The 23890-nt window shown below is 47.2% G+C and carries 18 protein-coding genes and 3 rRNA genes; 20 read left to right on the top strand and 1 reads right to left on the bottom strand.

Annotation, left to right across the window (positions count from 1 at the left end; translation table 11 throughout):
• The first annotated feature begins 80 nt into the window (after window positions 1-80).
• From CPZ25_RS13975 to CPZ25_RS14055, 17 genes are all read left to right on the top strand, one after another.
• Entirely contained in the window at window positions 81-611 is a 531-nt protein-coding gene (locus CPZ25_RS13975) for a hypothetical protein (protein WP_096918904.1), read from the top strand.
• A 144-nt stretch (window positions 612-755) separates the two neighbouring features.
• The gene (locus tag CPZ25_RS13980) at window positions 756-1817 is read left to right on the top strand and encodes a cobalamin B12-binding domain-containing protein (protein ID WP_096918905.1); all 1062 of its coding nucleotides are present in this window, start codon (window positions 756-758) and stop codon (window positions 1815-1817) included.
• Between the two features lie 6 nt (window positions 1818-1823).
• Window positions 1824-3578, top strand: coding sequence for a putative bifunctional diguanylate cyclase/phosphodiesterase (locus CPZ25_RS13985; RefSeq protein ID WP_096918906.1), 1755 nt, complete (start codon window positions 1824-1826; stop codon window positions 3576-3578).
• A 305-nt stretch (window positions 3579-3883) separates the two neighbouring features.
• On the top strand, window positions 3884-4834 hold the full coding sequence (locus CPZ25_RS13990) for a sugar-binding transcriptional regulator (RefSeq protein ID WP_038353450.1): 951 nt from the start codon (window positions 3884-3886) through the stop codon (window positions 4832-4834).
• A gap of 58 nt (window positions 4835-4892) precedes the next feature.
• A complete protein-coding gene (locus tag CPZ25_RS13995; protein ID WP_096918907.1) occupies window positions 4893-6074 on the top strand; it encodes a sn-glycerol-1-phosphate dehydrogenase in 1182 nt (393 codons plus the stop codon).
• Window positions 6075-6076: 2 nt separating this feature from the next.
• Complete coding sequence (locus CPZ25_RS14000; RefSeq protein ID WP_058693109.1) at window positions 6077-6871, top strand: HAD-IIA family hydrolase; 795 nt, start codon at window positions 6077-6079, stop codon at window positions 6869-6871.
• A 155-nt stretch (window positions 6872-7026) separates the two neighbouring features.
• Window positions 7027-7596: a transcriptional regulator GutM gene (locus tag CPZ25_RS14005; protein ID WP_058693110.1), complete on the top strand. Its 570-nt coding sequence runs from the start codon at window positions 7027-7029 to the stop codon at window positions 7594-7596.
• A gap of 148 nt (window positions 7597-7744) precedes the next feature.
• Window positions 7745-8317: a PTS glucitol/sorbitol transporter subunit IIC gene (srlA, locus tag CPZ25_RS14010; RefSeq protein ID WP_058693111.1), complete on the top strand. Its 573-nt coding sequence runs from the start codon at window positions 7745-7747 to the stop codon at window positions 8315-8317.
• Window positions 8318-8320: 3 nt separating this feature from the next.
• On the top strand, window positions 8321-9289 hold the full coding sequence (gene srlE / locus CPZ25_RS14015) for a PTS glucitol/sorbitol transporter subunit IIB (RefSeq protein WP_096918908.1): 969 nt from the start codon (window positions 8321-8323) through the stop codon (window positions 9287-9289).
• 24 nt (window positions 9290-9313) lie between these two features.
• On the top strand, window positions 9314-9673 hold the full coding sequence (locus tag CPZ25_RS14020; RefSeq protein ID WP_013378528.1) for a PTS glucitol/sorbitol transporter subunit IIA: 360 nt from the start codon (window positions 9314-9316) through the stop codon (window positions 9671-9673).
• 18 nt (window positions 9674-9691) lie between these two features.
• Window positions 9692-9967 (top strand): HPr family phosphocarrier protein, encoded by a 276-nt coding sequence (locus CPZ25_RS14025; RefSeq protein WP_058693113.1) that lies wholly within the window; start codon window positions 9692-9694, stop codon window positions 9965-9967.
• 153 nt (window positions 9968-10120) lie between these two features.
• Complete coding sequence (locus tag CPZ25_RS14030) at window positions 10121-11329, top strand: pyridoxal phosphate-dependent aminotransferase (RefSeq protein WP_058693114.1); 1209 nt, start codon at window positions 10121-10123, stop codon at window positions 11327-11329.
• Window positions 11330-11338: 9 nt separating this feature from the next.
• Window positions 11339-12283, top strand: a complete 945-nt coding sequence (locus tag CPZ25_RS14035) for a 3'-5' exoribonuclease YhaM family protein (protein ID WP_058693115.1) — start codon at window positions 11339-11341, stop codon at window positions 12281-12283.
• A 559-nt stretch (window positions 12284-12842) separates the two neighbouring features.
• Window positions 12843-14366 (top strand): 16S ribosomal RNA (locus CPZ25_RS14040).
• Window positions 14367-14571: 205 nt separating this feature from the next.
• A 23S ribosomal RNA gene (locus CPZ25_RS14045) occupies window positions 14572-17434 on the top strand.
• A 212-nt stretch (window positions 17435-17646) separates the two neighbouring features.
• Window positions 17647-17763: ribosomal RNA gene (rrf, locus tag CPZ25_RS14050) — 5S ribosomal RNA — on the top strand.
• Together the 16S, 23S and 5S rRNA genes form the textbook arrangement of a ribosomal RNA operon.
• Before the next feature lie 86 nt (window positions 17764-17849).
• The gene (locus CPZ25_RS14055; RefSeq protein ID WP_243129308.1) at window positions 17850-18518 is read left to right on the top strand and encodes an MgtC/SapB family protein; all 669 of its coding nucleotides are present in this window, start codon (window positions 17850-17852) and stop codon (window positions 18516-18518) included.
• Between the two features lie 17 nt (window positions 18519-18535).
• Here the strand turns inward: CPZ25_RS14055 and CPZ25_RS14060 are convergent, their stop codons facing one another.
• Complete coding sequence (locus tag CPZ25_RS14060) at window positions 18536-19972, bottom strand: sigma-54 interaction domain-containing protein (protein ID WP_058696154.1); 1437 nt, start codon at window positions 19970-19972, stop codon at window positions 18536-18538.
• Between the two features lie 243 nt (window positions 19973-20215).
• On the opposite strand from CPZ25_RS14060, the gene CPZ25_RS14065 reads away from it, so the two are divergent.
• From CPZ25_RS14065 to CPZ25_RS14075, 3 genes are all read left to right on the top strand, one after another.
• On the top strand, window positions 20216-21670 hold the full coding sequence (locus tag CPZ25_RS14065; protein ID WP_058696153.1) for a trimethylamine methyltransferase family protein: 1455 nt from the start codon (window positions 20216-20218) through the stop codon (window positions 21668-21670).
• A gap of 192 nt (window positions 21671-21862) precedes the next feature.
• Window positions 21863-23149, top strand: coding sequence for an MFS transporter (locus CPZ25_RS14070; protein ID WP_243129309.1), 1287 nt, complete (start codon window positions 21863-21865; stop codon window positions 23147-23149).
• 282 nt (window positions 23150-23431) lie between these two features.
• Window positions 23432-23845 carry a hypothetical protein gene (locus tag CPZ25_RS14075; protein ID WP_058696151.1) on the top strand — a complete coding sequence of 138 codons (414 nt, stop codon included), beginning with the start codon at window positions 23432-23434 and terminating at the stop codon, window positions 23843-23845.
• Window positions 23846-23890 lie beyond the last annotated feature (45 nt).

Raw genomic sequence — 23890 nt, forward strand, 5'->3', positions numbered from 1 at the left:
CTGAAATGGTCGCGGCCGCTGGCGCTTTTCGTGATAGGATAAATAAAAAAGCTTATTATTCAGATTTAGGAGGAAAAGAAATGGAACCAAAGGGAAAAGCTCTTTTAAAAGGTGCAGGAATTATTTTTTTAATATGGGGTATCCTTATCACGATTTTTGGAGTCGTGTTGTTTTCAACAGCGACGATGCTGCAGCAGCTGGGAGACAGCCATGAAATCCAGCAGATTGCCACAGAGGGTGGTCTCACAATGGAGGGGCTGGTGCATACGGTCAATATGATGTCTGTATCGCTGATCGCCAACGGCGCCTGTATCGTGATCCTGGGGATTTTAGGAATTATTTTCTGCAAAAGCATCGGGAAAGCACGCTTTTTAAGATTTTTAAGTATTCTGGTTATTGTGTTCAGCGCGGTAAACCTTGGAATGAGCATTCTCTATGGCTTGACCGCAATGATTCCACATATGGTCAGTATTGTTCTGGGCATTGTCTACTTTATCGGCGCAGACCGGAATGTTAAGACCGTCAATTTAGCGCTGGAGGATATTGACGCTGAGGATGCCGGCATACTGGTGGAGGAGGTACAAAAGAAGGAAACGGAAGAAGACGTGTAAGTGCCTGACGGGCAAATAAAATAACGTCGGCTGCATTTTATGCCCGACGTTATTTTATTGCGGTTGAACCTGTTAAAAAGGAGCAGATCGTGGTAAAATAAAAGAATAGATATTGAAGGAAGCGTTTCGAAAGAGGGATGTAAAATGAGCTTGTTACCGATTGATCAAAATCCAGAATTTCGAGGTCTGGCAAATGAGATTTTAAACCGTCAGTTTGAGCTGGATCCAAAGCTTGGCAGAGAGCTGGGCGAGATGGACAAAAAGAAAATGTATCAGGACGTCGTGTACAATTTGGATATGCTATACACTGCTTTGGCGCTTGAGGATGGAAAGATTTTTGAGAATTATGCCCGGTGGCTTTACCAGCTGCTCTGTCCATTGTTGTCCTCTTATACAAAGGAGCGGGTCAGAGATCAGCTTTTGGACAGCTATGCTCTGATGGAGGAATGCATGGAGCGGGCTGTCGCGCCTGAGAGCTTGCCTGGGATGAAGGAAATGCTTGACCGCGCGTCGCGCGCGACGGTTGAAGAATGTGAAAAGAGCGGAAAAGCAGAGGAAAAGCCGCCGAGAAAATATGAGGCGGAAATTCAGGAGTACCTGGATTGTGTTTTAAGGGCTGACACAAAAAATGCAATGTTTTTAATCCCGGAATATGTAAAGAACGGTATTCCTCTGCCAGACGTCTATGTAGACATTGCAGGCGAGTGTATGCGTGAGGTGGGTGAGCTGTGGCACAGCCATACAATACAGGTGAATGAGGAGCATTACTGCACCTCAACCACACAGATGGCGCTCTCCCAGCTGTACCCGGTCATTTTCAGCCAGAAGCGCAGGTCAAAAAAGATTCTTGTGGCCTGTGTCGGCAGTGAGTTGCACGAGCTGGCAGCGCGCATGGTGGCAGATCTCTTTGAATACAATGGGTGGGACAGCGTTTATCTTGGAGCGGCGGTGCCGGCGGAAGCTGTCCAGGCCGCAGTAGAAGCGCATCAACCAGATTTGGTAGCCCTCTCAGTAACCATGCCCCAGCATCTGTTAATCTGTAAGGAAACCGTAGAACGGCTGCGGAGCATGTATCCGGCTATTAAGATCGCCGTGGGCGGAAAAGCTTTTGAATGGACAAATGAAATATGGAAGAACTGGAGAGTCGATGCATACACTCAGGATGCCAAAACTTTTGTGGCATGGGCAGTGGATACACTGAAATAAAAAGATATGATTGGATATTTTGCGCTGTGCGGCGCACAGGGAAACGTCAATAAAGTCATCCGAAGCGTACCGATGTGTTTTGTGAATGAAGGGGAGAATATACGGCAGCTTTTTTCAGAGGATGAAAATATGGATGCGCTGCTGAATCCGGCGGACGGCCAGGTGACGTCCGCAAGGCTGAGAATCCGAGAAGAAGATCGGAGCGTCTGGGCAGCGGCAAAGAAAAGGGGCACACAGCTGCTTTTCATAATGTGGGATATTGAGGATATCTCCGAGGTGTCTGAGCTGATGAGACTGTATATTTCCATGACCGATGATCTGGAGCTGGTGCAGCAGGAGCCCTATGAAGCCAGTTATTATGAGATACAGAAGGTTAATAATCAGCTGATTAATTATCAACGGGCATTGACGAAGGCCAACGAACGGTTGAAAATGCTGCTTAAGGAAGTGCGTGAAGCCAAAAGCACCATTGAACTTCTGGAGCGCGACCCATTGACCAATCTGTATACCCAGAACGCATTTTTTGACCGGGCGGCGGCTATGTTGAAGGAAAATCCTGAAACGGATTTTGATATTATTGCTGTGGATATTGAGCGCTTTAAGATGGTCAATGACGCATTTGGCAATGCAGCAGGCGACAAGCTACTGACAGAAATGGCCATTTGTCTGCTGAGCATACGCGAAGATGGAAAAACACTGTTTGCCAGAGCTGGGGCGGATAAGTTTTACGCGCTAATACCCCACGGCACATCAGCTTATGAGATGCTGGACCGGCACATTGGATTTTTAGAGGAAAACTATCCGCTGCCCATGCGTCTTCAGATTAAGCTGGGTATCTACCGCATAGAGGACCGGAGTCTCAGTATTCCGAGGATGTGTGATCGTGCGGTGCTGGCAGCAGACAGCATCAAAGGTTTTTTTGACAAACGGTTTGCCTGCTATGATGATTCGATCCGTAAAAAGATGATCATGGAGCAGAACATTATCGATACCATGAGAGAAGCGCTGGAGCGGGAGGATTTCCAGGTCTACCTTCAGCCAAAGGTAGAGATCGGTAATGGACGGCTGATGGGGGCAGAGGCTCTGGTGCGCTGGCAGCATCCGCAGCTCGGCATGGTTTCGCCGGGAGACTTTATCCCGGTGTTTGAGAAAAATGGATTTATTTATGCCCTGGATCAGTTTGTATGGCGGAAAGCCTGTGAGATAATGGGCCGGTGGAAGAGTGAAAAGGGAGCGTTTATCCCTGTATCGGTCAATGTATCCAGGGCGGATATCTACCATGTTGATCTGCCAGGAGTTTTGATGAAAATGGTTGAAGAAAACGGCCTGGAGCCAGGGAACCTGCATCTGGAGATCACGGAGTCGGCTTATGTGTCCGATTCACGGCAGCTGCTCCCGGTTATTGAACGGCTCAAGGAGCTTGGTTTTATCATTGAAATGGATGACTTCGGCAATGGGTACTCTTCGCTCAATACGCTTTCCGAGCTTCCCATTGATGTACTGAAAATTGATCTGGAATTTTTGAGAATGCGGAAAAATGTCATGCGCAGAAAACAGATTATGCGTTTTGTTATCAATCTGGCCAACGAACTCAGGCTCCAGGTTATCGCGGAAGGTGCAGAAACAGAGGAGCAGATTGAGCTGCTGCGTGAAATGGGCTGTGAATACGCCCAGGGCTATTACTATGGAAGACCCATGCCCCAGGATGATTTCCAGGACTACCTGTCAAAACAGACGATCAGCGAAGCCAAAGTGTTATGAATAAAATAATGGCATAAAATGGACAGGAAAAAAGCCGTCCGCTCAGACATCATATCAGAGCGGGCGGCTTTTTATGATTTGATTGAATTTCTTTTATTTTTACAAAATAAAAAATGTAAATATTTTCAGAAAGAAATATCCGTAAATTTTGCAGAAAAATAGAAAAAATACAAAAATTTTGTTAAGATAGTGGGGTTTCCAGGTTGACATTCATTATAGAAGTTATATAATGACATTAAACAATGATTGACAATATTTCAGATATAAACAAAAGTAAAAATCACAAAGGTTTGGAGGGATAAAAGATGAAAAAGGTCATTGATGACGAGCGGCTGATGGTTAAAATCTGCGATATGTATTACAATCAGGATTTAAACCAGAAAGTCATTTCAGCTCAGCTTGGCTTGTCCAGGCCAACGGTTTCCCGGATCATCAGCAATGGTAAGGAGCGGGGAATTGTAAAAATCATCATCGACAACCTGGAAGGCACCGACTATGTGGAGCTGGAACGGGAAATCGAAAACCTGTATGGCCTGCGTGAGGTCATTGTCGTTGACACCAAGAAAGACATTGAAGACCAGAAAAACGAAATTGGCCGGGCAGCCGCCCAATACCTGGAACGCGTGGTCAAGGACGGTAACGTCGTCGGTGTATCCATGGGAACAACTCTGGGGTATATCGCCCGACATGTTGTGGGAAATGCGACCAAAAATATCACTTTTGTACCGCTGATCGGCGGCATGGGTCATCTTCGGATGGAGCTGCACTCCAACTATATTGTAGAGGATCTGGCAAAGGTGTTTGGCGGGGAATTTATGCTTATGCACGCTCCGGCAAGAGTTTCCGGCAAACAGATTAAAGAAGAGCTTCTGAAAGAGGACGGCATCAGCAAAATTATCCGGATGGGTGATAAGCTGGATGTGGCGCTGGTGGGAATTGGGGTTCCAAACAGCACGTCTGCCATTATGGCTACCGGCTATTATGACCGGGTAGAAATGAACAAAATGCGTGAAAAACATGTGGCAGGCGACATCTGCATGCAGTTTTATGACATTAACGGCAGCACAACCCCTTTCAAGATTGATAATAACGTGGTCGGTATTGAAATTAAAAAGCTGCGCCGCGTACCGCATTCCATCGGTGTAGCCTGTGGCATTGAAAAGGTCGACGCCATCAAGGGCGCCATCAACGGCAAGTATATCAATACCTTAGTCACCGATGTTGAAAGCGCAAGAAAGCTGATTGAAGAAGAATAGCCGTAATTTACGGTCATTAATACTTTTAGATTTTTTAAATTAAAAGGAGAACCTAACAATGAATGAAATCCTGAACCTGGCCATCAACGAAATGGCAAACACTGAATTTGACTGCTCCTGCGGGAGACATCACAATTTCTCAATTCATGACATCGCCATCGGAAAAGGCGCGATCAAGGAACTGCCGCGTGTGGCGGAACCCTTTAAAGAAGGAAAAATCCTCATCGTTTACGATGATAACACCTATAAAGCAGCCGGTAAGGAAGCAAAACAGCTGTTAGACAACGCGGGCTTCAATGTCAAGGAATTACTGTTTGACCGTGGTGGAGAATTATTGATTCCAGACGAAAGTGTTGTCGGACGTATTCTTGAAGAACAGGAATTGGACGTCAGCCTGATGGTAGCCGTGGGTTCAGGCTCACTTAATGACTCTGTTAAATATGTATCCTCCCGTACAAAGGTGCCTTATATCATTGTCTGCACCGCCCCCTCCATGGACGGCTATGTAGCTGATGGCGCGCCGCTGATCTGCAACGGTTATAAATATTCTTATCCGGCATGCCTTGCTTATGGCGTTGTCGGCGATACCGATATTATGAAAGAAGCGCCAATGGAATTAATCCACGCAGGCTTTGGCGATGTCGTCGGAAAAATCACCGCCCTGGCTGACTGGGATTTATCCGTTAAGGTCAATGACGAATACCGCTGCGAAACCTGCGTAGAGCTTGTACAGCGCGCATTGGATAAATGCTTTGGCCAGGCAGAAGCGTTAAAAGAACGCAATGACGAAGCGACTTTATACTTAATCGAAGCCTTAACCCTGACTGGTGTGGCCATGGGACTTGTCAATATCTCCCGTCCGGCTTCCGGCGCAGAACATATGCTGTCTCACTACTGGGAAATGGATTATATCGCAAGAGGGCTGACACCAATCCATCACGGCACACAGGTTGGTGTTGCGACACCAGTTATCGCCATGTTCTTTGAAGAAATGGCAGACCTTCTGCCAGAGGGAACCGGAGCACTGTGTCCGCCGCATAAAGAAATTGAAGAACTTCTTCGCAAAGCTGGCTGCCCGGTGACACCGAAGGATATCGGCATTGACAGAGATTTATTCCACAGAAGCCTGATCGAAGGCTACAAGGTACGTCCGCGGTATTCTGTTATGGAATTTGCAAAAGCTCACGGCCGTCTGGAAGAAATTGCAGACAAAATTACAAATACAATTTACGGAGAATAAGCATGCGATTTGAAAAAGACCAGGCATTGAATGATGTCAAACTGTTCGTACTGGATATGGATGGCACCGTCTATTTAGGCAACAACCTGATCGAAGGGTCTCTGGATTTCATCCATAAGGTTAAAGAAACTGGAAGAAGTTTTATCTTTTTTACCAATAACGCGTCCCGTGTGCCGTCTTTTTATAAAGACAAGCTGGCTAAAATGGGTTTGGAGGTAGAGGAAAGCGATGTTGTCACCGCTGGTGACGTCACTGCCGAATTCTTAAAAACCTATTACCCCGGCAAGCGTGTTTACCTAAACGGTACGCCGCTTTTGGAAAACAGCTTTAAGGAAAAAGGGATTAATCTGGTTGATGACGAGCCCGATGTGGCGGTTCAGAGCTTTGATACCACCCTTACCTATGAAAAACTGGATAAGATCTGCCGTTTTGTTCGTAACGGCGTACCTTTTGTAGCCACCCATATGGACACCAACTGCCCGACAGAGGATGGTTTTATGCCGGACTGCGGCGCAATGTGCGATTTAATCACCTCGTCCACTGGCGTGAAACCGCGTTTCCTGGGCAAGCCCTTTAAGGAAACGGTGGATATGGTGCTGGAAATTACCGGCTTCAAACGCGACGAAGTTGCCTTCGTCGGTGACCGAATCTATACGGATGTGGCAACTGGCGTTAAAAATGGCGCAAAGGGCTTCCTGGTACTTACTGGTGAAGCGGATATGCAGACTGTCGCAGAATCCGAGGTAGAACCAGACTGCATTTATGATTCTTTATATGAAATGAGCCAGTATTTGTAAAATCAGACAGGCTTGATTTAGAGAATAAAGGATAGTTGAAAGGCGACTGTCAGCCTTCAACTATCCGCTAAAAAGGTTGCTAATTCTATTTTATGCTGGTATAATAACGCTTTTCAGTGTAAAATAATGGATAAAGAAAAATGGAGAGTGTCCAGATGAACGATGGCTTAAAGTATTTTATTTTTCTGGCTTTTGCCATGATGGTTCTGCAAAGCTTTTTATCCTATCTTCAATATAAAAGCTACCAGAAAGCTGTGAGCGCCCTTCAGGGAAAGGGCTGGATCCTGGGCATTGGCATGCGCAAGGGGGGCTTCCATATAAAGGGCGGCGCCATTGTTGTGCTGGCCTGGAACCGGGGAACTAACCAGGTCATGGCCTGTAAAAGACTACAGGGAATTGCCATGTGGAAGCGCTTTGAAGATGTGGACGACTATAACGGCATGACACTCAATGAAGTGCGCAAAATCGGGATCGAGGAAGATCTTGCCATCAACCCCCGGTTGCGCGAAAAAGAACCTTACAGTCCGCTTTTAGTTGATAAGCGCCGTAAAAAAGGCGCTCTCATACAGGCTATAGAAGCCATAGACAGGCGTCTCGCAAAAGAGATGGAAAAAGAGGAACAGAAAAAGGTCGTGCAGGATGACGGATTAGAACGGCAGGAGTTACAGGCACGGCTGCGCGCAAGACAGCGCGAAATCAGAGAAGAGCAGTCCGACAAAGGCTGAGGGGCCTTTCAGGGCTGTGTGAGGGGGCGGTTTATCTTCAGGTGAAGAACAAGTACAGAGAACGTGTAAACGTTGGCCGTAACGCATACGGCAGGCTTAATGGTTTTATTTATATGAGTATTTATTAATTTTTAGAAGGAGTGATTTTATGGAAGCTTTACAAACTTTCGGACAAGGCTTTATGGGTCTGTTCCAGAACGGCGCGAACTACTTTATCCAACTTTATGTCTTGCAGTTACTGCCATGGGTTATTATCATGATAACCTTTATGCACATTCTGTTTAAACTAATCGGACTGGAACGAATCGAAAAGCTTGTCCAGTTGTGCAACAAATTTTTCTTAACCCGCTGGATTCTGTCACCGGTAATCGCCATGGTATTCTCAGGTAACCCGATGACTTATCCCTATGCCCGTTTCTTACCAGAAAACCAGAAGGTAGCCTTCTTTGACCCTGGTATTTCTTTCTGCCACCCCGTTACCGGTTTATTCCCACACGCCAACCCAGGCGAACTTTTCGTATGGCTGGGGATTGCCAGCGGTGTCTACGTACAGGGCTTACAGTTCGGTATCGGCATCGAATCTCTTGGTGGCTTAGCAGTGGAATACTTCCTGCTTGGGATGGTGATGGTACTGCTTCGCAGCATCTTTACCCAGGTAATCTACAACGCTAAGTACAAAGCAAAATACGGCCATGCACAGGGCTCAGAAACGGAGGCATAAACCATGTACAATGCAGTAAGAATTGAAAAAGGACATGGCGGATGGGGCGGACCGCTCGTTATCCAGCCAACTGAAAAGAAAAATAAAATTGTCTCCATTACTGGCGGCGGCATCGACCCGTTAACCCGCAAGATCGCAAAGCTCACCGGCGCAGAAGCCATTGACGGCTTCTCAAATGGTGTACCGGATGATGAAATGGCCTGCGTTATCATTAACTGCGGCGGTACCTTGAGATGCGGCGTATACCCCAAAAAAGGCGTTATGACCGTTAACATCACCCCGGTTGGCCAGTCTGGTCCTTTGGCGGAATTTATTAAAGAAGATATTTACGTTTCCGGCGTTGTCGAAAGCGGCATCACACCGGCAGACGGTTCAGAAGTGCCGGTTGAAGAGGACACGGCTGAAGAAGAAGTGGTTGAAGAAGCCACTCCGGCAGCAGACGCTCCAAAAGAAAACTGGGTAGCACGCGGCGGTAAAGCCCTCGCTGGCTTTGCAACCAAATGTGTGCAGGGCGGTAAAGAAGCCATTGATATTACCATCAAAGACATCCTTCCGTTCATGGCCTTTTATTCACTGCTCATCGGCCTCATCGAATTTTCCGGTTTAGGCGCTCTGATGGGACAATATGTTTATCCGTATTTAGGAACCCTTCCGGGTCTTTTGATACTGGTAATTATTTGTGCACTTCCTATGATTTCTCCGCTGGTAGGTTCCGGCGCATTAATCGGCCAGGTCTTATCCGTTTTGGTCGGCTATGGAATCATGAAAGGTGCATTCCCAGTTGTTTTAGCACTTCCGGCCCTCTTTGCCGTCGATGCTCAGGTAGGCTGTGACTTTATCCCCGTTGGTTTATCCATGGGAGACGCCGCAAGCGATACAGTAGACATCGGGGTACCATCTGTGTTATTATCTAGATTGTTCACAGGACCGATCATGGTGCTTATCGCATATTTTGTAGCAACAATGCTCTAGAATAGATTTTAAGGAGGAAGAATCATGGGATATAAATCAACCGTAACCGAAATTGGACCAATGGTGCAGGACTTTATCGGTGAAAAAATGATTATCGTCTTTAACGATAACGCACCTGCAGCCCTCAGAGAAATGGCTGTTCTCCATTCAATCGAAGAAATGGAAAAGGATATTGCCGTGAACGATATCATCGCCATTGGCGGACAAGAATTCGTGGTAACAGCTGTCGGCAGCGAAGCTAACGAAACATTCAGAACAATGGGGCACTGTACTTTCTGCTTCAACGGAGGGGATACGGCGAAGATCCCAGGACATATCGAACTCCTTGGCGAAGGTATGCCGGAAATCACTGTAGGCTGTACCATCGAAATCATTCACACCTAAGAAAACGGAGAGGTAAATATGTATTCAAAAGAAACGGTTATTATCAACAAAACAGGTCTTCACGCAAGACCAGCGTCTGACTTTACCAAAAAAGCCAGCGGCTTTAAATCAGCCATCAATGTAAAAAATCTGGATGAGGATAAAGAAGGAAACGCAAAATCCATCATCGCAGTTATGGCAATGTGCCTGTCAAAAGGAACACGCGTTGCCGTAAGCGCAGAAGGAGAAGACGAACAGCAGGCGGTCGATACACTGATCGAGCTGATCGATTCTGGCTTCGGCGAAGAAGAGTAATCTAAGAAAGAGGAGTGCGCGAAAGGGACGGTAAACCCCGACGTGGCACTCCTTTTTTATTGTGTCAAAATTCTGGTGACGCTTGTTTTTTTTTTGCCTTAAGCTTATAATGAATACATTAATGTAAAGAATTCAAAAAGGAGTTAATATAAAATGCAAATATCCAAACGCGTAATGGGGATGGGAGAACCTGCCCTTTTAAAATATTATCCCCTGGTGGATAAAGCCGAGGCTGAAGGGAAAAAGGTTTTTTATCTGAATATCGGACAGCCCGATATTTGTACCCCGCCCAGCTTCATGAAAAAAGTCAACGAAATGAAGGAAAACGTTCTGGCCTACGCAGCTCCCGAAGGCGAGAACGCGCTGCGGGAAGAAGCCTGCAAATATTACCAGAAATACGGCTTAACTTATCATAAAGGGGATATGCTCATCACTAACGGGGGCAGCGAAGCCCTGCTTTTTACCTTTCTGACCACCTGTAATCCCGGCGACCAGATCCTGACCCCAGAACCGCTCTACAGCATTTATAAGGAGATGGCCTCAGCCACCAGCATTGACTTAAGAGGTATCAAAACCTATGCCGAAGAAGGCTTTGCCCTGCCGGACAGAGAAACCATCGAGGCCGCCATTACACCATCGACCAAAGCCATTCTGATCACCAATCCCGGCAATCCAACCGGCAAAGTGTTCAGCAGAGAAGAAATCGAACGCGTGCGGGATATCGCTCTTGCCCATGACCTTTACGTTATTGCTGATGAAGTTTACCGCGAATTTATTTATGACGGGTTAGAATATGTAAGCCCCGGCCATTATCCAGAGCTGGACCAGAACTGTATCATTATCGACAGCATTTCAAAGCGATACAGTGCCTGCGGCGCGCGCATTGGTTTTATCCTGTCAAAAAATCACGCGTTCATGAACCAGATAAAAAAACTCTGCCAGATGCGTCTAGCTGTTTCCAGCGTCGACCAGCTTGGCGCCGCTGAGCTTTTTAAGCTGGACACCAGCTTTTTTGACGATGTGCTCAAAGAGTACACGCACCGGCGTGATATCGTCTATGACTGCCTGAAAACCATCGATGGTGTGGTCTGTAAAAAGCCGACAGGAGCATTTTATTATGTTGCCAAGCTTCCGACAAAGGATGCCTGCGACTTTATTGAATGGATGATCACAGATTTTGATTACGAGGGAAAAACCGTGCTGTTGTCTCCAGCCAACGATTTTTATATTCATCCCGAGGATGGTGCGGATGAGGTGCGTATTGCCTATGTTTTAAAGGATACGGATATGGCTGCTGCCGTGGAAACCCTGAAACAGGGACTCAATACCTATAAAGAAAAATTCCCGGAACGCTGCAAATAGGAGAAAAAAATGGAAATAAAAAATTTACAAAAGGGTCAGCCGTTTTTAGGCTACCTCTTTATCAAATCCCAGGTAACCAAAACCGCTGCCAACGGCAGCCGCTATTTTAATATGAAGCTCACAGACACCAATTTTGACGAAATTGACGGAAAAATGTGGGATGTCAAAGAAGCCGATGAGGAAGAATTCATCACCGGTAAGCTTGTGAAAATCAAGGGTGCTGTTCAGGAATACAACGGCCATCTCCAGCTTATTGCCAACCGCATGCGGCTGGCTAACGAGGGCGATGATGTCAACATCGATGATTTTGTGGAGTGTGCCCCCAAAAACACCAATGATATGATTAAAGAAATCAACACAACCATTGACGCCTTTACAAATGAAGACATTAAGAAGCTGACCAAAGCGATCTTTGAAGATAAGACCAGTATATTGTCTTACTTTCCGGCGGCCAAGTCCAATCATCATGCCTTAAAGGGCGGGCTGCTTTATCACACCTATTCCATGCTGCAAATTGGAAAAAGTCTGACACCACTCTACCCGTTTCTTAACGCAGATTTACTGTATTCAGGTATTATTCTGCACGATATCGGCAAGATTACCGAGATGGAATCCGATGAAAACGGCTCTGTCAGCGATTATACCGAAGAAGGCAAGCTGTTAGGACATATCGTTACAGAAATCGTGGAAATCGACCAATACGGACAAAAACTTGGCATCAGCGAGGAAGTCCTACTGCTTTTAAAGCATATGATTCTTTCGCATCATTATGAAGCCGAATACGGAAGCCCTAAAAAACCGATGTTTCCAGAAGCCGAGCTGCTTCACCATATCGACATCATTGACGCCCGCATGAATACCATGGAAAAAATTCAGAACAGTATAGAGCCAGGCGCCTTCTCTGAAAAGATCTGGGGATTGGACGGTATCCAGCTTTACCGGAGCAAATTATAAGCTCTATATAATGTAGAAAAAAGCAGACGCCATCGAGCGTCTGCTTTTTAAAATGTCCAAGTTAAAATAAAAACAAAAAAGATAAAAATAAATGTTAAAAGCGCTTGACAAAGGGTAAAGAACGGGGTATACTAATTAAGCTGTCTCGGAGAGCACAGCACCGCAGGGCTTTCAGTCCAGCACTTGAGAAAATTTAAAAAATAAATTTTAAAAAGTGCTTGACAGAATAAGAACGACGCGGTATAATAAAGAAGTTCGCTTGAGAAAGTCGAACATAAACTTAAAATTTTCTGAAGAGAATCAGCGGAGTGCAAGGCGCACGTTTGAACGCGTGAGGGAGCATACCGATGTATGTGACCGAACAAGAGAAAACGGGCAACGCAGCAATCGGATGATTGTCGAAAGAAAAAAAGGGTCATAGAAAAGAGAATAGTACCATAAAACCTGAAATTCCAGCTGATGGAAATCAGCAAAGGATAAAAAACGCAAGTGCGATGAACACTTCAAAAAAATCATCACATGAACCAGATCAAGAAGCCGAAAGGCAAACGATAAACTTTTTATTGAGAGTTTGATCCTGGCTCAGGACGAACGCTGGCGGTATGCTTAACACATGCAAGTCGAACGAGAAGATCAGTTAAGAACCTTCGGGGGAATAAGTGATTGGAAAGTGGCGAACGGGTGAGTAACGCGTGGGTAACCTGCCCTATGGAAAGGAATAGCCTCGGGAAACTGGGAGTAAAGCCTTATATTATGGAGAGATCGCATGGTCATTTCATGAAAACTCCGGTGCCATAGGATGGACCCGCGTCCCATTAGCTAGTTGGTGAGATAACAGCCCACCAAGGCGACGATGGGTAACCGGTCTGAGAGGGCGAACGGTCACACTGGAACTGAGACACGGTCCAGACTCCTACGGGAGGCAGCAGTGGGGAATATTGCGCAATGGGGGCAACCCTGACGCAGCAATACCGCGTGAGTGAAGAAGGTTTTCGGATCGTAAAGCTCTGTTATTGGGGAAGAAAACATGACGGTACCCAATGAGGAAGTCCCGGCTAACTACGTGCCAGCAGCCGCGGTAATACGTAGGGGACAAGCGTTGTCCGGAATGACTGGGCGTAAAGGGCGCGTAGGCGGTCTGATAAGTCAGATGTGAAAGGTACCGGCTCAACCGGTGACGTGCATTTGAAACTGTCAGACTTGAGTATTGGAGAGGCAAGTGGAATTCCTAGTGTAGCGGTGAAATGCGTAGATATTAGGAGGAACACCAGTGGCGAAGGCGGCTTGCTGGACAAATACTGACGCTGAGGTGCGAAAGCGTGGGGAGCGAACAGGATTAGATACCCTGGTAGTCCACGCCGTAAACGATGAATGCTAGGTGTTGGGGAAACTCAGTGCCGCAGTTAACACAATAAGCATTCCGCCTGGGGAGTACGACCGCAAGGTTGAAACTCAAAGGAATTGACGGGGACCCGCACAAGCAGCGGAGCATGTGGTTTAATTCGAAGCAACGCGAAGAACCTTACCAGGTCTTGACATCCTCTGACAATCCCAGAGATGGGACGTTTCCTTCGGGAACAGAGAGACAGGTGGTGCATGGTTGTCGTCAGCTCGTGTCGTGAGATGTTGGGTTAAGTCCCGCAACGAGCGCAACCCCTGCCTTTAGTTGCCAGCATTGAGTTGGGCACTCTAGAGGGACTGCCGTAGACAATACGGAGGAAGGTGGGGATGACGTCAAATCATCATGCCCCTTATGACCTGGGCTACACACGTGCTACAATGGTCTGAACAGAGGGCCGCGAAACCGCGAGGTGAAGCAAATCCCTTAAAACAGATCCCAGTTCGGATTGCAGGCTGCAACTCGCCTGCATGAAGTTGGAGTTGCTAGTAATCGCGGATCAGAATGCCGCGGTGAATGCGTTCCCGGGTCTTGTACACACCGCCCGTCACACCACGAGAGTTGGCAACACCCGAAGCCCGTGAGAGAACCGTAAGGACTCAGCGGTCGAAGGTGGGGCTAGTAATTGGGGTGAAGTCGTAACAAGGTAGCCGTATCGGAAGGTGCGGCTGGATCACCTCCTTTCTAGGGAACAGGAAGTCATGGTACTATTTTCTTTTGTATGACCCAAAGTCATACAATGGTCATTGAAAACAACATAAAGAAAAAAGAGTAAAGAGCAAATATTAAACAAAGTAAAACTTCTTAATAAATGCAATTTCAAAAAACAACATTCTTTTGAGCTCAGAAAGAGAACAAAAGAAAAACGAAATGCGAAAGCATTCGTGGAGATCAAGAAACAAAGAGCACAGGGCGAATGCCTTGGCACTGGGAGCCGAAGAAGGACGCGACAAGCTGCGAAAAGCCACGTTTAGGAGCACATATCCGACGAGACGTGGATGTCCGAATGGGGAAACCCGGCGGTTAGAAGAACCGTCACCGTTAAGTGAATCCATAGCATAACGGAGGGAACCCGGGGAACTGAAACATCTTAGTACCCGGAGGAAAAGAAAGAAACATCGATTCCTTAAGTAGCGGCGAGCGAACGAGGAAAAGCCCAGAATCCAACAATCATTTCCGTTTAGCAGAAGGGCATGGGAAGGCCCCGCAAAGAGCGTAAGACGCGCGTAAGCGAAAAGCCGAAATGAGGAGATTCAACGAGTACCACGGGACACGTGAAACCCTGTGGGAAGATGGGGGGCCCACCCCCCAAGGCTAAATACTACCCAGTGACCGATAGCGGAAAGTACCGTGAGGGAAAGGTGAAAAGAACCCCGGGAGGGGAGTGAAATAGAAACTGAAACCCTGTGCTTACAAGCAGCTGGAGCGCAAGTGACAGTGTGCTTTTTGTAGAACGGGCCAACGAGTTACGGTATGTAGCGAGGTTAAGCACTTCAGGTGCGGAGCCGAAGCGAAAGCGAGTCTTAAGAGGGCGACGAGTTGCATGCTGTAGACCCGAAACCGTGTGATCTATCCATGACCAGGGTGAAGCTTGGGTAAAACCAAGTGGAGGCCCGAACCAGTGTCTGTTGAAAAAGGCTTGGATGAGTTGTGGATAGGGGTGAAATTCCAATCGAACACGGAGATAGCTGGTTCTCCCCGAAATAGCTTTAGGGCTAGCGTTCTGTGATGAATGACGGAGGTAGAGCACTGAATTGGGTAGGGGGCGTCAAGCTTACCGAACCATATCAAACTCCGAATGCCGTCCATTTTAACAGGGCAGTCAGACAGTGGGAGATAAGTTTCATTGTCAAAAGGGAAACAGCCCAGACCATCCGCTAAGGTCCCCAAGTACTGATTAAGTGGGAAAGGATGTGTCACTGCACAAACAACCAGGATGTTGGCTTAGAAGCAGCCATACATTTAAAGAGTGCGTAATAGCTCACTGGTCGAGTGGTGGTGCGCCGAAAATGAACGGGGCTAAAATCAGGCACCGAAGCGATGGATTGTGCCGTAAGGTACAGTGGTAGGGGAGCAATCTCTTAGGGGCGAAGCTTAATCGAAAGGTTCAGTGGACTTAAGAGAAGAGAGAATGTTGGCATGAGTAGCGAAAGTGAAGTGAGAATCTTCACCATCGAAAGCCCAAGGTTTCCTGAGGAAGGCTCGTCCGCTCAGGGTTAGTCGGGGCCTAAGCCGAGGTCGAACGACGTAGGCGATGGACAACTGGTTGAAATTCCAGTACTACCTCAATGCGTTTGAGAGATGGAGTGACACAGAAGGATAAGCGAACCCGGCCATTGGAAGAGCCGGGGCAAGCAGTGAGACTGGAAAGAGAGGCAAATCCCTTTTTCCCCAAGGTCAAGCTGTGATGCGGAACGAAAAATAAGTAGGGAAGTCGCCGATTTCACGCTGTCAAGAAAAGCTTCTATCGAGCAAAGAGGTACCCGTACCGTAAACCGACACAGGTAGGCGAGGAGAGAATCCTAAGATGAGCGGGAGAAGTGTTGTTAAGGAACTCGGCAAAATGACTCCGTAACTTCGGGAGAAGGAGTGCCCCCTCGGGGGCCGCAGAGAAGAGGCTCAAGCGACTGTTTAGCAAAAACACAGGTCTCTGCTAAATCGAAAGATGACGTATAGGGGCTGACGCCTGCCCGGTGCTGGAAGGTTAAGGGGAGTGCTTAGCGCAAGCGAAGGTGCGAACTTAAGCCCCAGTAAACGGCGGCCGTAACTATAACGGTCCTAAGGTAGCGAAATTCCTTGTCAGGTAAGTTCTGACCCGCACGAAAGGCGTAACGATTTGAGCGCTGTCTCGACAACACACCCGGTGAAATTGTAGTACTCGTGAAGATGCGAGTTACCCGCGACAGGACGGAAAGACCCCGTAGAGCTTTACTGTAGTCTGGCATTGAGTTTTGATATAACATGTACAGGATAGGTGGGAGGCAGAGAAGCATGCACGCCAGTGTGTGCCGAGCCATTGTTGGGATACCACTCTTGTTATATTGGAATTCTAACGCGTTGCCGTCAACCGGCAAGCGGACAGTGTCAGATGGGCAGTTTGACTGGGGCGGTCGCCTCCTAAAAAGTATCGGAGGCGCCCAAAGTTACCCTCAGGATGGTTGGAAACCATCTGTAAGAGTGCAAAGGCAGAAGGGTGATTGACTGCGAGAGAGACATCTCGAGCAGAGACGAAAGTCGGGCTTAGTGATCCGGTGGTTCCGAGTGGAAGGGCCATCGCTCAACGGATAAAAGCTACCTCGGGGATAACAGGCTTATCTCCCCCAAGAGTCCACATCGACGGGGAGGTTTGGCACCTCGATGTCGGCTCGTCTCATCCTGGGGCTGAAGCAGGTCCCAAGGGTTGGGCTGTTCGCCCATTAAAGAGGCACGCGAGCTGGGTTCAGAACGTCGTGAGACAGTTCGGTCCCTATCCGTCGTGGGCGTAAGATATTTGAAAGGAGCTGTTCCTAGTACGAGAGGACCGGAATGGACAAACCGCTGGTGCACCAGTTGTTCCGCCAGGAGCATCGCTGGGTAGCTAAGTTTGGAAGGGATAAGTGCTGAAGGCATCTAAGCACGAAGCCCCCCTTAAGATAAGATATCTCATTCGAAAGAAGTAAGGCCTCTGGAAGACGACCAGGTAGATAGGCTGGAGGTGGAAGTGCAGCAATGTATGGAGCTGACCAGTACTAATCGGCCGAGGTCTTGATCCCATCAAGACATTTTGAAAAACTCTTTTCCTTTATGTTGTTTTGAGTGACCAACACTTTTGTCCAAAGCATGAAAGGCTTTGGTATGCAGCTGAGCGCAAGCGAAGCAAAGGTACAAAAGCGAACGCATTTTTCAAAGAAAAGCATCTTGAACAGATAGGAAGCTTTGTTTTGAAAAATACGATCCTTATAACTGAATAAAAACACAAGATTGATCTCGTGATGATGGCGAAGGGGAAACACCTGTTAACATACCGAACACAGAAGTAAAGTCCTTCAGCGCTGAAAGTACTTGGTGGGCAACTGCCTGGGAGGATAGGACATCGCGGGGTCTTTTTTTATTTTAGATTTCTTCAATAAAAAAGTTCTATAATAAGATCAGGTGAAGTCTTTTTTAGTTAATATAAAGGAGATGATTATGATGCTGTTGTGGGAAATGGAATTATTTGCTCGAGTGGTTGTTGCAGGGATATGCGGCGCTGTCATTGGTTATGAACGGCAAAACCGCTTGAAGGAAGCGGGGATAAGAACACATCTGATCGTCGCTCTGGGGGCGGCGTTGATGATGGTTGTTTCAAAATATGGCTTTTCAGATATTATCGGGCAGGATGGTGTTGCGCTGGATCCTTCACGAATCGCAGCACAGATCGTCACCGGTGTTGGTTTTTTGGGCGCAGGGATTATTTTTGTACATAAGCAGTCTGTCAGCGGACTGACGACAGCAGCTGGAATTTGGGCGACCTCGGGCATTGGTATGGCTATTGGTGCCGGACTTTACTTTATTGGAGTGGCATCGGCTTTGTTGATTATTCTTCTTCAGATTATTTTGCATAAGAATTTCCGGTGGCTTAACGTTTATGTTGGCGAGATGATCCATGTGCATCTGGTACCGGATGAAGCAGCTCTGGAGCGTTTTAAAGAAAAAATCACCAGAGAATGCGTGGAAATTATTAATTTTAAAATCAAGCGGAATGCGGAAGATTGTATTTCCATGGAGCTTTATGTAAAGCTGCCTGAAAATTATCAGACAGAACAGCTGCTGACGCTGTTTAAGGACGACCCGGACATTATCAGCATTGAATTATAGAAGAAAAAAGCAAAGAATCATTCTTTTGATTCTTTGCTTTTTTCTTTTTTATTGCCTTTGTCCACATATTTGCTGACCAGGCGGTAAGCGGTCGCCTGGCTGAGCCCCAGAGCCGAGGCCATCTCATTGACGTTAGAATAGCTTTTATAATAGCTCTGGATAATTTCACGTTTGTATTCCTCAACCATATCATCAAAAATAACGGTTTTCTTTTTTGTCTGATTTTTCTTGAGAAAATCGAGAATTTGTTCAGGTAGCTTGTCAGTGCTGACAATATTTCCGATACTCATGACTGCCATATATTCCACTGCGTTTTTCAACTGGCGGACGTTGCCAGGCCAGTCATATTGGATAAGTGCCTCAATAACCGGGCTTGCAAACATTTTGTCTTTGTCGTATTTTTTATTGTGCTTATTCAGATAGTACTGGGCAATGGGTAAAATGTCGCTACGACGGTCTCTGAGAGATGGGATAGTCTGGGTAATGCCGTTGATACGCCAGAACAGATCCTCACGAAATTTGTTTTTCTGAACGAGTTTCTGGAGGTTTTTATTGGTGGCGGTGATGATACGGGTATCCACGGTTTTGATTTCCAGACCGCCGACAGAGGTGAAACGCTGGTTTTCGAGAAAATCCAGAAGCTTTACCTGAATGTTTGGCTGGAGCTCGCCGATTTCATCAAGAAACAGGGTGCCGCCGTCTGCCAGCTCCACCAGGCCCTTTTTACCTTTTGGGCTGGCGCCGGTGAAAGCGTAGGGAACATAGCCAAAAAGTTCGCTTTCGATGAGGTTATCGGGGATGGAGGCACAGTTAATGGAGACAAAGGGTCTGTCACTGCGCAGGCTGGAATCGTGAATGTATTTGGCAAAAAGACTTTTCCCGACGCCACTTTCACCGAGGAGAAGGACGGGAATATCTGATTTTGCGCCCTTTCGCAGTTTATTGAGGGTGGCGTAAAGATTGTAGCTGCGGCCGACAATGTTGTTGCTTTCCTTAGTTTCCTCACTGCTGCTGTATTTTGCTTTTTCGTTGGATTCATTTTTTTCGCAGTCCAGGTCAAAGGAACTGATGGGTTTTTCCTTGAAGGAAGTAAAGACAACCATGACGAGCTTCTCATTCTTATCATATATAGGGGTAGTGATGGTGATATGGGTTTCGTTGGTCATCAGATACCGCTGCCTGGCAAAAACGGTCCGTTTATTTTCGATGGCGTAATCCACAGACGGCGGGGTCCACAGTCCGTTAAAGGAAGTGAAAAAATTAAGCTTACACATATCCTCCGGGGACATGCCGTGGTACTGCAGGCTGGCTGGATTGGCGTAGATCACATAGCCTTCGGCATCGGTGACGGTAATTTCGGCAAAGCAGTGTTCTAAAATATCAATATAGGTATCTTTTGATAAGGATCGCAGATATTGCTGAAAATATTCACTGTAGCGGTCAATTGAACTCATGGTGATTCCTCCTCAAGGAAATTTCTCCCCTTATTATAGCGAATCTTATGCGAAATTGCAAAATTATTAAATATAAGAAAAATAACGGAGGTTTCTCAAAATTGACAAAGAAAAAATAGATAGAAATCGTAAATAATGGCAGAATTATGCTGAAAATGAAAAAGCAAAAAGTTGGCACAGGACTTGCATTAGTATAAAGGCATAAGCTAGCTAAGAAAAAATAAAAGAACGAGGAGAAGGGTTATGTTAAAAGGAAACTTATTTGACACATTTTATTCAAAGGAAGATATCGAACTGATACACGAGAGCGTGTTGAGAGTATTCAACGAAGTTGGCGTAAAGTTTGAATACGAAGAAGCACTGGAACTGTTCAAGAAACACGGCGCCCGGGTTGAGGGAGACCTGGTATTCATTCCAGAGGAATTACTCAACAAAGCATTGAGCACCATCCCGGAATCATTTGAAATTGTGGGACCAGAAAGCAAGCTGGAAATCGGAATCGGCAAAGGCTTAGTGGTCGCGCCGACCAACGGCTGCCCGAACCTGGAAGACTGGGACGGCAACTACCGCCAGACCAACGCAGACGATCTGGAAAACTTCTACAAAATCATCAACACCAGCGATGTTTACGGCATCTCCAGCCAGGTAGCCGCCGATATCCCAGGCTTTGAGAACTGCCCGACCGAATCCGCCCTGGCCCAGATGGCCATGATGGCAAAATATTCCAGAAAGCCCATGTACAATATCTTAGGGATCACCCCGCACAACTACAAACGCGGCAACGCCCGAGAAGGCGCGCGGGAATGCGTTCAGCTGATCAAGAAATACATGGATAACTTCGACGATTACGTCTGCTACTCCGGCATGTGCGTGCTGCCGCCGCTGACCGTCGGGACCGACGCGCTGGAACACTACTTCGCCTTCGCCGAAGAAAAACAGCCGATCACCATCACCACCTGCTCCATGACCAATATGACCGCGCCGCCGTCACTGATGGGCTCCATCGTCGCCGACTTCGCCAACATGCTGGCCGTCGCCGTGATGATCCAGCTGATCGAACCCGGCTTACCGGTGATCTTAAGCCCATTCTCATCCGTATCCGATATGCGTGAAGTCCGGCTGATGACCGGCGCACCCGAATTCCTGATGATCATGTCCGGGCACATCGCCATGGGCGATTACTACCGCATCCCCGTCCGCTGCTCCGGCGCCCTGGCCGACGGCTTCACCTACGACTACCAGGCCGGCGTAGAAAGCACCCTGGGCGCCCTGGCCGTGGCCCTGTCCAACGCCTGCATCCTGCCCCATGCCTCCGGCGACCTGTCCAACTTCAACCTGCTCAGCTTCCCGAAATTCATGATGGACGAAGAAATGCTGCGCTACATGAAACGGCTCCACGACGGCGTGGCCATCTCCGAAAAGAAAGCCAACGTCGAGCTGATCAAAAAGGTTGGGCCACGCGGCGTATACCTGAAGGGCAGAACCCCCAAAGACTACCGCGAAGAAACCTACCTCACCAGCCCCGTATTCAACCGCGGCACCTGCAACGAAGAAGGCCGTGCAGCAACCCCGCCGATCGAAGAACGCGCTTACAAAGTCTACAAAGAAAGAATCGACAGCTTCGAATTACCGGATATGACAAAGGCCCAGAAGGACCTGCTGAACGAACACCTTCCGGAAAAATTCAAGATCAAATAAAACGGCATACCAACAAAGAATTCAGCGGATTGGCAAAGCAGGTGCTCTGCCAGTCCGCTTCTAAAATCTATGGGATATAACTTGATGTAAAATCCGGCGGTTTTTAAGAAGTAAGCTAAGCCGGATTTGGTTTTATATGATTTTTATTCTGTAAAGGGGGCAGGCCCGGCCCTTTGGCCGTGTCAAGCAAAGATGAAAAAACAAGAGATTACCTACAAACAATTGTCCAAATTCAGGCGCGCGCTGCTCATCTTTTTGTCCGGCGCGGGCAGCGGCATTATCTATGTTCCGATTTATTTGAAAAATGTATTTTATGAACCGCTTTTGATGGGGCTTAACATTACCAACGCGCAACTTGGATTTTTGTCCGGAATGTATGGCATCATGGCGACGATTCTCTATATTCCATGCGGTATCATTGCGGATAAGCTGAGGCTGAGAACCATGGCGGCCGGCGGATTTATCAGTACCGCGGCAGTGGTGTACTGGTACGCGTCCCTGCCGTCCTACCCGGTTCTGGTCTTGATTTTTGCCATACTGGCAGTGACGACTATCCTCATTTTCTGGGGATGTCGTTATAAATTACTGCGTTTTGCCGCGGCCGAAGCCGATTATCCGGCTGTTGTCGGTGTGAGCTACGCATTGTATGGTCTTGGCGGCCTGGCCATCAACGCTGTTACCCTGGCTTTATTTAACGCAATGCCCGACTATCGTGTCGGCGTCAGCGCTGCACTTATTTTCCTTGCTTCTGTTATTTTAGTTTTGGGGATTATTTCGTTCTTTGCCGTACCGCATTTTAAAGATGAGGTCAGCAATGATCCGGATAAAAAATTTGATATCAGCCAGTTTATTCAGGCCTTGAAGCATCCGGGCGTCTGGCTGGCCAGCGGCACCCTGTTCTTTGTCATGATTGTCTACATGGGCATGAACTACACCACCCCGTATCTCACCGACGCGTTCCTTGCGCCGTTAACGCTGGTCAGCATTGTCGGGATGATCCGTTACTATGGGATTGCCATCATCTCCGCGCCGCTGCTGGGCGGGATCGCCAAAAAGGTCAACTCACCCTCCAAAACCATTCTGGTGGTTATGGCGGCCAGCGCGATCTGCTGTTTCGCTTATCTGGTTTTACCTCAGACGGCAAGCTTTATGATGGTCGCCATTGTCATCACCCTGGTATTGGGTTTCCTGGCCAACGGCGCTTACGGCGTGGCCTCCTCTGTTTTAACGGAAACCCATGTGCCAGCCCATATCTTTGGCGCGGCCTCCGGGCTTTTGTCCGTCATCGGTTTTCTGCCAGAAAGCTTTATGCATCAGCTGTTTGGCAGCTTCATTGACAAGTATGCGGTTCAGGGCTACACCTATATTTTCATTTGCCTGACCGTCAGCGCGGTGATCGCCATCGGCGGCTGCATCGCCACTCAGATTTATATGAAGAAAAAATATCCTAAGGACGAAGTGCCGGCTGTAGAAGAATAAAACCCATCGCGGAACCCGGTTTACCCATAAATCCGGCCTCCGTAAAGGCCCTTTGAAATATAAAGGGCCTTTAATATTTATTAACGGCAAAAGATACCCTTTATTTTTGAGAGGGTATTTTTTATTAATTTTAAAGGAATGATGAAGGTAAGGAAGCTTTAATAATAATTAAAATTTTAGCACTTGCTTGTAACAGAAAAAATAAAGTGGTAAAATACCAAAAATGAGAGAAATATTAATTTAAATGGAGCATTGGAGTGTCTATCGGGAGGTGTAAGGCGAATGAGAGACGCAAAAAATAATATAGAGACAGGCTTCTCCGCTCGGGCTAAGACCTATTTCAAAAAAGGCAGCCTGTTTTCCAAAGATAAAACCTTTGACGGGGAACTTAAATCTCTCAGACGGGTAGTTCGAAAAAATGCGGAGGACTCAGAGAGCAGGAAACATTATTCTTACCACACTTTTGTTATAAAAAAGGGCAGCAGAGAGATGACTTATGTTTTTAAAGGCCATCCGGAGATGGACTTTACCCAGTATTTTAAGAAAGGCGAGCTGGTACGCCATCATGCCGGTTATGAAATACCTGAAAAGTATGACAAGACAGAGGATGATGAAATCCTGTGTATTATCTGCGGTGAGTTTTCACCGGTGGATAAAAACCAGTGTCCCTACTGCGGCGGCGTTCTGCTAAAATAAAAGAAGATATTAAAAATCCCGACTTTCGGAAAAGGAAAGCCGGGA

This window comes from Eubacterium maltosivorans (assembly GCF_002441855.2).
In the GTDB taxonomy this organism is placed as follows: Bacteria; Bacillota; Clostridia; order Eubacteriales; family Eubacteriaceae; genus Eubacterium; species Eubacterium maltosivorans.